Annotated in this window: 16 protein-coding genes and 1 pseudogene; 1 reads left to right on the forward strand and 16 read right to left on the reverse strand. The window is 63.7% G+C overall.

Annotated features, from left to right (window positions below; all coding sequences use genetic code 11):
- Positions 1-257: 257 nt before the first annotated feature.
- The 14 genes from rpsQ to BLQ58_RS22610 form a co-directional block, all read right to left on the reverse strand.
- Complete coding sequence (rpsQ, locus tag BLQ58_RS22545) at positions 258-536, reverse strand: 30S ribosomal protein S17 (protein WP_066731249.1); 279 nt, start codon at positions 534-536, stop codon at positions 258-260.
- Positions 533-727 (reverse strand): 50S ribosomal protein L29, encoded by a 195-nt coding sequence (gene rpmC, locus BLQ58_RS22550; RefSeq protein WP_039007569.1) that lies wholly within the window; start codon positions 725-727, stop codon positions 533-535. Before rpmC ends, rpsQ begins: the two co-directional genes overlap by 4 nt.
- A gap of 10 nt (positions 728-737) precedes the next feature.
- Positions 738-1,154 (reverse strand): 50S ribosomal protein L16, encoded by a 417-nt coding sequence (gene rplP / locus BLQ58_RS22555; protein ID WP_006576240.1) that lies wholly within the window; start codon positions 1,152-1,154, stop codon positions 738-740.
- A 2-nt stretch (positions 1,155-1,156) separates the two neighbouring features.
- Positions 1,157-1,954, reverse strand: coding sequence for a 30S ribosomal protein S3 (rpsC, locus tag BLQ58_RS22560; protein ID WP_092602196.1), 798 nt, complete (start codon positions 1,952-1,954; stop codon positions 1,157-1,159).
- 9 nt (positions 1,955-1,963) lie between these two features.
- A complete protein-coding gene (rplV, locus tag BLQ58_RS22565) occupies positions 1,964-2,293 on the reverse strand; it encodes a 50S ribosomal protein L22 (RefSeq protein WP_092602198.1) in 330 nt (109 codons plus the stop codon).
- Positions 2,294-2,302: 9 nt separating this feature from the next.
- Entirely contained in the window at positions 2,303-2,578 is a 276-nt protein-coding gene (gene rpsS, locus BLQ58_RS22570) for a 30S ribosomal protein S19 (protein ID WP_092602200.1), read from the reverse strand.
- A 22-nt stretch (positions 2,579-2,600) separates the two neighbouring features.
- Positions 2,601-3,431: a 50S ribosomal protein L2 gene (gene rplB, locus BLQ58_RS22575; RefSeq protein WP_092602202.1), complete on the reverse strand. Its 831-nt coding sequence runs from the start codon at positions 3,429-3,431 to the stop codon at positions 2,601-2,603.
- A 2-nt stretch (positions 3,432-3,433) separates the two neighbouring features.
- Complete coding sequence (rplW, locus tag BLQ58_RS22580; protein WP_061956557.1) at positions 3,434-3,748, reverse strand: 50S ribosomal protein L23; 315 nt, start codon at positions 3,746-3,748, stop codon at positions 3,434-3,436.
- On the reverse strand, positions 3,745-4,365 hold the full coding sequence (gene rplD, locus BLQ58_RS22585) for a 50S ribosomal protein L4 (RefSeq protein ID WP_092602204.1): 621 nt from the start codon (positions 4,363-4,365) through the stop codon (positions 3,745-3,747). Before rplD ends, rplW begins: the two co-directional genes overlap by 4 nt.
- A gap of 12 nt (positions 4,366-4,377) precedes the next feature.
- Positions 4,378-5,022, reverse strand: a complete 645-nt coding sequence (rplC, locus tag BLQ58_RS22590) for a 50S ribosomal protein L3 (protein ID WP_066731279.1) — start codon at positions 5,020-5,022, stop codon at positions 4,378-4,380.
- A 268-nt stretch (positions 5,023-5,290) separates the two neighbouring features.
- The gene (locus BLQ58_RS22595; RefSeq protein WP_092602226.1) at positions 5,291-5,791 is read right to left on the reverse strand and encodes a flavin reductase family protein; all 501 of its coding nucleotides are present in this window, start codon (positions 5,789-5,791) and stop codon (positions 5,291-5,293) included.
- A 16-nt stretch (positions 5,792-5,807) separates the two neighbouring features.
- The gene (locus tag BLQ58_RS22600) at positions 5,808-7,049 is read right to left on the reverse strand and encodes a styrene monooxygenase/indole monooxygenase family protein (protein WP_092602206.1); all 1,242 of its coding nucleotides are present in this window, start codon (positions 7,047-7,049) and stop codon (positions 5,808-5,810) included.
- 30 nt (positions 7,050-7,079) lie between these two features.
- Positions 7,080-7,868 carry an SDR family oxidoreductase gene (locus BLQ58_RS22605; protein WP_092602208.1) on the reverse strand — a complete coding sequence of 263 codons (789 nt, stop codon included), beginning with the start codon at positions 7,866-7,868 and terminating at the stop codon, positions 7,080-7,082.
- Between the two features lie 81 nt (positions 7,869-7,949).
- Positions 7,950-9,179: a dienelactone hydrolase family protein gene (locus tag BLQ58_RS22610; RefSeq protein WP_092602210.1), complete on the reverse strand. Its 1,230-nt coding sequence runs from the start codon at positions 9,177-9,179 to the stop codon at positions 7,950-7,952.
- A gap of 322 nt (positions 9,180-9,501) precedes the next feature.
- On the opposite strand from BLQ58_RS22610, the gene BLQ58_RS22615 reads away from it, so the two are divergent.
- A complete protein-coding gene (locus tag BLQ58_RS22615) occupies positions 9,502-10,515 on the forward strand; it encodes an AraC family transcriptional regulator (RefSeq protein ID WP_092602212.1) in 1,014 nt (337 codons plus the stop codon).
- Positions 10,516-10,622: 107 nt separating this feature from the next.
- On the opposite strand, the gene rpsJ is transcribed toward BLQ58_RS22615, so the two are convergent.
- Positions 10,623-10,931: a 30S ribosomal protein S10 gene (rpsJ, locus tag BLQ58_RS22620; RefSeq protein WP_006160488.1), complete on the reverse strand. Its 309-nt coding sequence runs from the start codon at positions 10,929-10,931 to the stop codon at positions 10,623-10,625.
- A 79-nt stretch (positions 10,932-11,010) separates the two neighbouring features.
- A pseudogene (tuf, locus tag BLQ58_RS22625) lies at positions 11,011-11,378 on the reverse strand (elongation factor Tu); the annotation flags it as partial.

The following is an 11,378-nucleotide window of genomic DNA, read 5'->3' on the forward strand; positions in this document are numbered from 1 at the left end:
ACTTAATCCGTCAGGTCTTCGGATATGAAGCCCGTCGGTCAGTCTTGGTCCCGTCGGAGCCAGGCATTGCGCCAGCGCCGCTTGGGTTGATCAACTTGGAAGTCGGTAGTGCCCGCACCCTGAACTACCGGATGCCAGCCCTTGCTCGCTCCACAGGCCCGCCTGGGTGGTACTGCTAAGGCGAACGCAATAAAGCGGAAGTCCAGGATTATAGCAACATAATCCTGGACTTGCAAGTCAGCAAAGTACTGTTGTACTTAGATGACGCGCGCAGCTTCTACCAGCCGGGAAACCACCCAGGACTTGGTCCGCGACAGCGGACGCGTTTCCTGGATTTCGACCTTGTCGCCTTCCTTGTACTGGTTGGCTTCGTCGTGTGCGTGGTACTTCTTCGAACGCAGCACGTACTTGCCGTACAGGGGATGCTTGACGCGGTTTTCGATCAGGACCGTGACGGTCTTGTCCATCTTGTCGCTCACGACGCGGCCCACGAGGGTCCGGTGAAGCTTTGCTTCAGTCTTCGCAGCTTCGGTCATTTCGCGTTCGCCTTCTCGTTCAGCACGGTTTGCACGCGCGCGATGTCCTTGCGCACCTTCTTCAGCTGGCTGGTGTTCTGCAGCTGTTGGGTGGCCTTTTGCATGCGCAGGCTAAATTGAGCCTTCAGCAGCTCGGAGAGCTCCTGGTTCAGGCCTGCGGCGTCCTTGCCGCGCAGTTCGGATGCTTTCATCCCAATCTCCTTACGTACCGACCTGACGCACCACGAAATTCGTGGCGATCGGCAGCTTGGCGGCGGCAAGGCGGAACGCCTCACGCGCCAGCTCTTCGCTCACGCCATCCATTTCGTACAGCATCTTGCCCGGCTGAATCTCAGCCACGTAGTATTCCGGGTTGCCCTTACCGTTACCCATACGGACTTCGGCAGGCTTCTTCGAAATCGGCTTGTCCGGGAAAATCCGGATCCAGATGCGGCCGCCACGCTTGATGTGACGGGTCATCGCACGACGTGCCGACTCGATCTGACGAGCGGTCAGACGGCCACGGCCCATTGCCTTCAGGCCGAATTCGCCGAAAGACACGGCGTTACCACGGGTAGCCTTACCCGTGTTGCGGCCCTTCTGCTCCTTGCGATACTTCCTACGCTTAGGTTGCAGCATTCTTATTCTCCACTCTTCGCGTCTGCGCCAGGCGCAGCGCGACGACCAGCACCGGCACCACCGCGGCGGTTGCCCGACGGACGGCCTTCGCCCTCACGGCGGCGGCCTTCCGGGCGACCCGGACGACGACGACGGTCTTCTTGCGGCTCTTCCACCACGGGCGCGTCGTTGCGGCCCAGGTGATCGCCCTTGTAGACCCACACCTTGACACCGATGATGCCGTAGGTGGTTTCGGCTTCGGAGAAGCCGTAGTCGATGTCGGCACGCAGGGTGTGCAGGGGCACACGGCCTTCGCGGTACCACTCGGTACGTGCGATTTCAATACCGTTCAGACGACCCGAGCTCATGATCTTGATGCCCTGGGCACCCAGACGCATCGCGTTCTGCATCGCGCGCTTCATGGCGCGACGGAACATGATGCGGCGCTCGAGCTGCTGCGTGATCGAATCGGCGATCAGCTGCGCATCGGTTTCCGGCTTGCGGATTTCCTCGATGTTCACGTGCACGGGCACACCCATGCGACGTTGCAGTTCGGCCTTCAGCAGTTCGATGTCCTCACCCTTCTTGCCGATCACCACGCCCGGACGCGAGCTGTAAATGGTGATACGTGCATTACGGGCCGGACGCTCGATCACAACACGGCCAACCGATGCGTTCTTGAGCTTCTTCTTCAGGAAGTCGCGAACTTCGATGTCTTCTTTCAGCATGCCGGCGAACTTCGTGTTGTTGGCGTACCAACGCGAAGCCCAGTTACGGCTGACGGCCAGACGGAAGCCAGTCGGATGAATCTTCTGTCCCATCGTGACTCCTTAGTTGCCGAGCGTCACAGTGATGTGACAGGTTTGTTTCTCGATGCGGTTGCCGCGGCCCTTCGCCCGTGCGGTGAAGCGCTTGAGCGAGGTTGCCTTGTCGACGAAGATCGATTTGACCTTCAGTTCGTCGATGTCGGCGCCTTCGTTGTGCTCGGCGTTGGCGATGGCCGATTCGACCACCTTCTTCACGATCCCGGCGGCCTTCTTCGGGCTGAACGTCAGGATGTTGAGCGCGCGCTCGATCGGCAGACCGCGGATCTGGTCAGCGACCAGACGCGTCTTCTGGGCGGAGATACGGGCACCGCGATGAATCGCTTTCACTTCCATGATGGCACCTTACCTCTTCGCTTTCTTGTCAGCCGCGTGGCCCTTGAACGTGCGAGTGATCGCAAATTCGCCGAGCTTGTGGCCGACCATGTTTTCCGTCACGTACACCGGCACGTGTTGACGGCCGTTGTGCACGGCGATCGTCAGGCCGATGAAATCAGGCATGATCGTCGAACGACGCGACCATGTCTTGATGGGCTTCTTGTCCTTGCCGGCTACGGCCGTTTCCACCTTCTTCAGCAGGTGGTCGTCGCAGAACGGACCCTTTTTTGCGGAACGAGTCATATCTTTAGCTCCTACCTACCGATTAGCGCTTGTGGCGGCGCTGGACGATCATGCTGTCCGTGCGCTTGTTGCTGCGGGTACGGTAACCCTTGGCCGGGGTACCCCACGGCGAAACCGGGTCGCGACCAGCAGCAGTCTTGCCTTCACCACCACCATGCGGGTGGTCCACCGGGTTCATCACCACGCCGCGAACGGTCGGGCGAATACCGCGCCAGCGCGTGGCACCGGCCTTGCCGATCACACGCAGGCTGTGCTCTTCGTTGCCCACTTCACCGATGGTGGCGCGGCATTCGATATGCACGCGACGCACTTCACCGGAGCGCAGACGAACCTGAGCGTACAGGCCTTCACGGGCCAGCAGCACGGCGGAACCACCAGCGGCACGGGCAACTTGCGCGCCCTTGCCAGGCAGGATTTCCACGTTGTTGATCGTGGTACCAACCGGGATGTTGCGGATCGGCAGGTTGTTACCGGCCTTGATCGGGGCTTCCGAGCCGTTCATCAGGGCCTGGCCAGCTACCATGCCCTTGGTGGCGATGATGTAGCGGCGCTCGCCGTCGGCGAACAGCACCAGCGCGATGTTCGCGCTGCGGTTCGGATCGTATTCCAGGCGCTCGACCTTGGCGGCGATGCCGTCCTTGTCGCTGCGCTTGAAGTCGACCACGCGGTAGTGGTGCTTATGACCACCGCCCTTGTGGCGGGTGGTAATATGACCGTTGTTGTTACGACCCGACTTCTGGAATTGCTTTTCCAGCAGCGGAGCGTGCGGGGCGCCCTTGTGAAGGTCCTTGTTGACCACCTTCACCATCGAGCGACGACCCGGGGAAGTCGGCTTGGTCTTGACGAGTGCCATGATTACTTGGCCTCCGCTTCAAAATTGATTTCCTGACCCGGCTTCAGCGCCACGTATGCCTTCTTGACGTGGTTGCGACGGCCCATGAAGCGGCCAAAGCGCTTTTGCTTGCCCTTCTGGTTCAGGATCTGAACGGACTGCACCTCGACCTTGAACAGCAGTTCGACGGCGGCCTTCACTTCTGCCTTGTTGGCATCGCGAGCCACTTCGAACACAACCTGTTCGTTCTTGTCGGCCACCAGGGTTGCCTTTTCGGAAACCACCGGCGCGAGCAGCACCTGCATCAAACGATGATCGTTCTTGGCTACTTGCGTCATTTCAGCAACTCCTCGATCTGCGCGACAGCTGCCTTCGTCACGAGCACCTTCTTGTAGTGCACCAGCGACAGCGGATCAGCGTGACGCGGCTCCACGACTGCCACGTTCGGCAGGTTGCGCGAAGCCAGGTAGAGGTTTTCGTCGAGGCTGTCGGTAATGATCAGCACCGAGTCCAGGCCCATGGCCTTGAACTTGTCGGCCAGCAGCTTGGTCTTGGGTGCGTCGACAGCGAAACCGTCCACTACGTTGATACGACCTTCACGTGCGAGCTGCGAGTAAATCGAGCGCATACCGGCACGGAACATCTTCTTGTTGACCTTCTGGCTGAAGTTCTCTTCCGGCGAATTCGGGAAGATACGGCCACCGCCACGCCACAGCGGCGAGGACGACATACCGGCACGAGCACGGCCCGTACCCTTCTGGCGCCACGGCTTCTTGGTCGTGTGCTTGACCTCTTCGCGGTCCTTCTGCTTGCGGTTACCGCTACGGGCGTTAGCCTGATAGGCAACGACGATCTGGTGAACCAGAGCTTCGTTGTAGTCACGGCCGAACACTTCGGCCGAGGCTGCAACGCCTGCACCGACTTGACCGTTGTCCTGGAGGAGCTTGAGTTCCATTACATGCGCTCCTTAAGCTTTGGCCTTGACGGCCGGGGTCACGATGACCTTGCCGCCCTTGGAACCGGGGATGGCGCCCTTGACCAGCAGCAGCTTGCGCTCTGCGTCGATCTTGGCGATCTCGAGGTTTTGCACCGTGCGGGTGACGTCACCGAGGTGACCCGTCATGCGCTTGCCCGGGAACACGCGGCCCGGATCCTGCGCCATACCGATGGAACCCGGCACGTTGTGCGAACGCGAGTTACCGTGGGTGGCACGACCCGAAGCGAAGTGGTAGCGCTTGATGGTACCGGCGTAGCCCTTACCGATGGTCACGCCCTGCACGTCGATCTTCTGACCGACCTGGAACAGGTCGACCGACAGCGAACCGCCAGCTTGCAGTTCGGCAGCCTTGGCTGCATCGATGCGGAATTCTTTGATGATTTCGCCAGCTTCCACGCCGGCTTTGGCGAGATGACCCGCCAGCGGCTTGGTGACGCGGCTTGCGCGCCGGCTGCCGAAGGTGACTTGAACCGCGGTATAACCGTCGGTCTCGTCCGTCTTGATTTGCGTCACGCGGTTGTCGCCGACCTCGACCACGGTAACGGGAATCGAATCACCGTCGTCCGTGAAAATACGGGTCATGCCAACCTTGCGACCTACAAGGCCAAGGCTCATGGTTTGCTCCATTCCCAGCTGCGATTGGCCGGGGCTGATTGATACACGAAACTGTGCGATTTGCGGGTTGCGCGAAAAGGATTGCGCTGACCAAAACGGCCCCCACTACCCGGAGAAACGGGTAGCCTTACAATATAACCCAGCGGTTTGGAAAGGGCAAGATGATTTGCCGATTTCCGCGCCTGACCCCACAGGTAGCGACAGAAATTGGCGAAATTGCGGCGCGAAGCCGACTTGCGGCGGCGCGATGGCCGCCGATGCGGGCAATTCAGGCGGCCACGCGGACGAAGTCGCCGCCATAGAACACCAGCGGGTCGCCTTCGGAGGCGGAAAATCCGGTGACGGCACCGACGATCAGCAGGTGGTCGCCCAGCGCATCGGCCCGTTGGACGCGGCATGACAGCGTGGCCAGCGCTTCGTCAAGGTAGGGCACGCCGGCCGGGCACCGCCAGTGGGGAACATCGGCGAACTTGTCTGGCTGGGGCGTGGCGAAACGGCGCGCCAGGTCGCCGTGGCCCGCGCGCAGGATACTCACGCCAAAGGCGCCGCCCGGCGCGAACAGCCCCGCATTCGGGGAATGCCGGGCCAGGCTCCACAAGATCAGCGGCGGCTCCAGCGACAGCGATGCGAACGAATTGATGGTCAGGCCGATCGGCCTGCCCTCCGCGCCGCAGGCACCGATGATGGCCACCCCGGTAGCAAAACGTCCACAAACCCGGCGCAAGGCGCGGGCATCGGGCACCGCGGACGCGGCGACAGTGTGGGTCATGATTGCCGGCTCCATGTCAGGCGGCCTTGGCCAGTTGCTCGTCGATCAGTTGCTGGCAGGCGGTCGGATCGGTCCACCACGGGAAGTAGTCGGGCGGATTGTCGAAACCGTTGGCGATGCGCGCGGCGAGCGCCGGCGACTGGCCCGCTGCGCCGAGCAGCCCGAGAATATGCGGCGGGGGCGGCGTAAGCAGCGAGTTGGTCCAGGTCACCACGGATTGCGCGTACTGCCAGTAGGCGTCGAACGTGGCGTTCATCCAGTCGGCATCGAACGGCCGGTCGCCCCGGGCGAGGATGGCGTCCAGATACACCTTGCAGCATTTGGCCGCGTTGTTCGAGCCCTGCCCCGTGATGGGGTCGTTGACCACCACCGCATCGGCCATGCCGAAGACCGCCCGTCCCGAGGGCAGCTTCATGACCGGCTTGCGCACGGTCGGTGCGAAACGGCCGGACAGGATGCCGTTGGCGTCCGTCAGCGCCACGTGTTCGCACCGCCCGGCCTCCCAGGGCAGATAGGTACGCAGGATGCGCAGGCTCTCGTCAAGATGCGCTTCGGGCGTACGGGCGTCGGACCAGCGGTCCATCGGGCCGCCCGGAATCCCTTCGAACACCATGATTTCGCATGGGCCCGACAGCGTCAGCGCCGGAAACACGAAGTATTCGCCCACACCGGGGATCAGGTTGAAGCAGACGCGCGAGAACGGCGTGCCGGGCCTCATCCCCGTGACGTACGTCAGCGCCAGCGCGCGCTGCGGCGTGGCGAACGGGCTGCGCGACGCGTCACGCTCGAACCGGCTCACGATGTCGCCCTTGCCGGCGGCCAGCAGCACCAGGTCGTGCTCCCGCGCCAGGTCTTCCAGCTCGTCGAGGCCCACATCGACAATGCGCAGGTCGCCGCCACGCGCGACGAAAGCCTCCATCCACGCCGGCATCTTCAGGCGCTGGTCCACGGCCTGTGCCGGACGGTTGAGCCGCGCCGCCCAGTCGATGACTTTCGCGCCGCGCTGCTCGGGATAGGGCACGGCCAGGCCGATACCTTCCACCGGCGGGCAGGCGTCGTCCCACCAGTTCAGGCCCAGTTCGCGCTCCGTTTGCAGCGCCCGGTCGAACATGCACTGGCTGGACATCACCTTGCCCGCCCGGATCTGGTCCGGCGTGCGGTTCGACAGCAGCGTCACCCGATAGCCCCTGGCCTGCAGGCCCAGGGCCATCTGCAGTCCGGACTGGCCGGCCCCGACGATGGCAATGCGTTGGCTCATGGTTGTCTCCGTAGTCTGTGTGCGAAGGGTTCAGCCTGCCAGCTTGCCGATGGCCGGCACATTCTGCTCTGGGCCCATGGCGGCGTAGCCACCGTCCACGGCATAGTCGGCGCCGGTCACGAAGCTCGCGTGATCGGAGCACAGGAATAGCACCACCTGGGCCACCTCGTCGGGCTCGCCAACGCGGCCCAGCAGGTGGAATGGCGCGGCCACTGCATCGGTGCGCGCGCGATTGCCGCCGCTCACTTCGTCCATCAGCCGGCACCACGTCCATCCCGGCGACACGGCATTGACGCGGATGTGGTCGGGCGCCAGATCCATCGCCATGCTGCGCGTCAGCTGCGCCATGGCCGCCTTCGACACCGGATAGAGCCACCGCCCGGTCTGCGCCACGCGGGCCGAAATGCTCGTGAAGTTGACGATGGCCCCGCCGCCGCGCGCCACCATGTGCGGATGCACGGCCTGAGCCAACATGACGCCCGACACCACGTTTACATCCAGCGCGGCCAGCCAGTCGGCCCGCGTGGAGCGAAAGCCGTCGTCCAGATAGGTGCAGGCCAAGTTGACCAGGAAATCGATTCGGCCGAACCGCCTGGCAACCTGCGCCACGGCACTGCCCACCTGATCATCGCGCGTGATATCGGCGTGGACGCACATGGCCATGGGCCCCAGTTCGGCGGCAACCCGCTCGCCGCCCTCGGCATCGATGTCGAGGATCGCCACGCGCGTGCCCGCTGCCACAAAGGCGCGTGCGACGCCCGCGCCGATCAGCGTGGCCCCGCCCGAGATGACGGCAACCTTGTCCTGCAAGCCCTTCATGATGGTGTCTCCCTTTTGAGATGCCGGGCGGCCTCTGGCGCGCCGCCCTGACGGTGCCGCACGATGCCTTGCGACGGGCGGCTACTTGCCTTCGCTCTGCTGCCAGCGCGCCATCAGCGTGTTCGACGGCAGCGTTTCGTCGAGCAGCTTGCGCGCCGTTTCCACGCCGGCCACCGGCAAACCCGTGGGGTCCAGCAGTCCCACCTGCACCAGCACGCTGGCCTGGTCCCAGTAGATGTGCTCGTGATAAAGCTTGTCGCCACGAAACTTGACGATGGCGATCAGCGGCACCTCCACCCGCTTGCCGGTCGGCGGCACGCCGGGCAGCATCCAGTCGATTTCGCAGGTGTGGGTGAAGCAGAACAGCATCTCGTCCACCACCTGGCTGGCGCCGATCGTGCGCGACAGCGGAATCAGTGTGGTATCGGGCGGATTGCTGTGCACAAAGTGATGCTGATAGAAACGCTTGAGCTCGCGATAGCCGACCCCGCCGGTCATGGTGGGGATGTGGTTGACGTAGGGCTGCGGCACCATGGTGGCCATGGTCGCGTCCACGTCGCGCGTTGCGAATTCGTATTCGCAGTGCTTGTCCCACAGACCGGAGAAGTCGTAATGCGGACCCATTTCGGCGCGCAGTGCCGCGATGGACCGCTGGTGCGCCATCAGCGCCGACGCCTTGTCGAAGTGTTCGCCGCCGACCCGCGCGAACGCGTGATCCATGCCGGGATAGACATACAGCTCGACGTTGGCGCGGCCGCCCAGCGCCTGCCCGATGCGTGCCTGCGCTTCGGGTGGGCAGAATCCGTCGCGCTCAGCCACGTGCAGCACCAGACGGCCGCGGATCTTGTCGGCCTCGGCCAGCGCCTGCTCGATGCCCACGCCGTAGTAACCCACCGCGCAGGCCACGTCGGGCAGCCGGCATGCCGCCAGGTATGCCAGCTTGCCACCGAGGCAGAAGCCGAGCACGCCGGTCTGGCCCACACACTCCGGGCGCTGGCGCAGCGCGGCGAGGGCGGCACCGACATCCTGCACGCCCTTGTCCTCGTCGAATTGCTGGTACAGCCCGAGTGCGCGCTGGAAATCGTCGCCCCGGTCGGTCAGTTCGATGCCGGGCGCGATGCGCCAGAACAGGTCCGGCACCAGCACCGTGTAGCCCTCCTCGGCGTAGTAGTCGGCCACTTCGCGCATCGTCGTATTTACGCCAAAAATCTCCTGGCACAGCACAATGCCGGGGCCCTTGCCGGCCGCCGGGGTGGCGAGGTATCCGCTGAAACTGCCGTCCTGGGTCTCGATCTGGATGGTCTGGCCCATGCCTTTTTGCTCCTGTGGGATTCGGTGGATTTGGCTGCGACGGGTCTCCGCCCCTGCCTTCATGATCGGAGACCCGCAGTGCAGCAAACTAGCCGCCGGCTGCAGCGACTATCCGATTAGTGCAGGAAACTGCGTCGCTGTTCAAGCCGCGCGACGAGGGGACTGGCGAATCCGCTATAGTGGTGCGCAGCGATTCCGCCGCCGCGCACCGTGCCAGCCGTCAGAATCGCCGCCGGAATCAAGTGGCGCGCACGCGGTGCCGGGGGACGGCCAATCCCCAGCGGAAGCGGCAGCACCCGGGCCGGCCCGCCAGGAGCGAGACATGCTGCAGCTGCCCCCCACTGCCCCGGCCGCGCCAACGCTGGCGGGTGCCCTGCTTCACGACCCCGCGCGACTCGTGTTCGATTCCGACGATCTGGACACCACGCGCACCCGGGTCGGCGCCGTCTTCAAGCCTCATCGGCTCACCCTGCATGGCAGCGCGCTGCATGCGCGCATGCATCACGCGCCGCTTGGCGCCGTATCTTTCAACCGGCTGGCCTACGGCGGCGACGTGACAATCGACCCCGGTCCCCTTGGTGATTTCCTGCTGGTGCAGATGCCGATGGCTGGCCAGGCCGACATCCATTGCGGCGGACAGCACATCGTTTCCGACGTAGGACTGGCCTCGGTGCTGACCCCGAGCGAGCCGCTGCGCATGCGCTGGAGCGCCGACAACGATCAGCTGATCGTCCGCATCGAACGCAGCGCGCTGGAGCGGGTCTGCAGCGCCTACCTGGGACACAAGCCGTACCAGCCGCTGCGCTTTCAGCTGGACATGGCCTGGCGCGGCGCCGGCTGGCACGCGCTGATCCATTACCTGGCCGAAGCCCTCGCGTGCACGCCCGAGGCGGCAAGCCATCCACTGACAGCCTGCCAGCTCGAACAACTGGTGATCGGGACGCTGCTGACCTGCCAGCCGCACAGCCTGTCGGAAACGTTGCGCCAGCACGGCAAGCCGCTGGCGCCGCGCCATGTGAAAGTGGTCGAGGAATATATCCATGCGCATGCCGACGCGGCGTTGACGCCAGCGCAGCTGGCCGAGATGGCCGGTGTCAGCCTGCGCAGCCTCTATGCCGGATTCCGCGAACATCGCGGCCTCAGCCCCATGGCCTATCTGCGCACGGTCAGGCTGGAACGGGTACGGCAGGATCTGCTCAATGACACGACGCTATCGTCGGTCACGGCCGCTGCGTTGCGCTGGGGATTTTCCCACCTGGGGAGGTTCAGCGCCGAGTATCGGCGTACGTTTGGAGAGTGCCCGGCCGAGACGTTGCGGCGGCGCGGGCGGGGCTGATCGGTTGATCTTGCCCAAGGAACGGTAACGGCCCACAAAAACAAAACGGCGAACCGAAGTTCGCCGTTTTTTGCTGCATCAGGCCGCCGGAGCGGTCCGAAACATACTTACACCTTGATCTCGACGTCCACGCCGGCCGGCAGGTCGAGCTTCATCAGCGCGTCGACGGTCTTGTCCGTCGGATCGACGATGTCCATCAGGCGCTGGTGAGTGCGGATCTCGAACTGATCGCGGCTGGTCTTGTTGACGTGCGGCGAACGCAGGATGTCGAAGCGTTGGATGCGGGTCGGCAGGGGCACCGGGCCCTTGACGATCGCGCCGGTACGCTTGGCGGTATCCACGATTTCGGCGGCCGACTGGTCGATCAGGCGATAGTCGAAAGCCTTCAGGCGGATACGGATCTTCTGGTTCTGCATGATTGTTCCTTAAAAGAGCGATGGGCAGTGAGCCCGGATTATAGGGGACATGCCTGCAGGCATGTCCCAGGAAGGTTGCTTAGTCGAGGATCTTTGCCACAACGCCGGCGCCGACGGTACGGCCGCCTTCGCGGATTGCGAAGCGCAGGCCTTCTTCCATGGCGATCGGGGCGATCAGCTTGACGGTGATCGACACGTTGTCACCCGGCATGACCATTTCCTTGTCCTTCGGCAGCTCGATCGAGCCAGTCACGTCGGTCGTACGGAAGTAGAACTGCGGGCGGTAGTTGTTGAAGAACGGCGTGTGACGGCCACCTTCGTCCTTCGACAGGATGTAGACCTCACCCGTGAAGTGCGTGTGCGGCTTGATCGAGCCCGGCTTGCACAGGACTTGACCACGCTCAACGTCTTCGCGCTTCGTGCCGCGCAGCAGCAGGCCCACGTTGT

The sequence above is a fragment of the Ralstonia sp. 25mfcol4.1 genome (assembly GCF_900104095.1).
In the GTDB taxonomy this organism is placed as follows: domain Bacteria; phylum Pseudomonadota; class Gammaproteobacteria; order Burkholderiales; family Burkholderiaceae; genus Cupriavidus.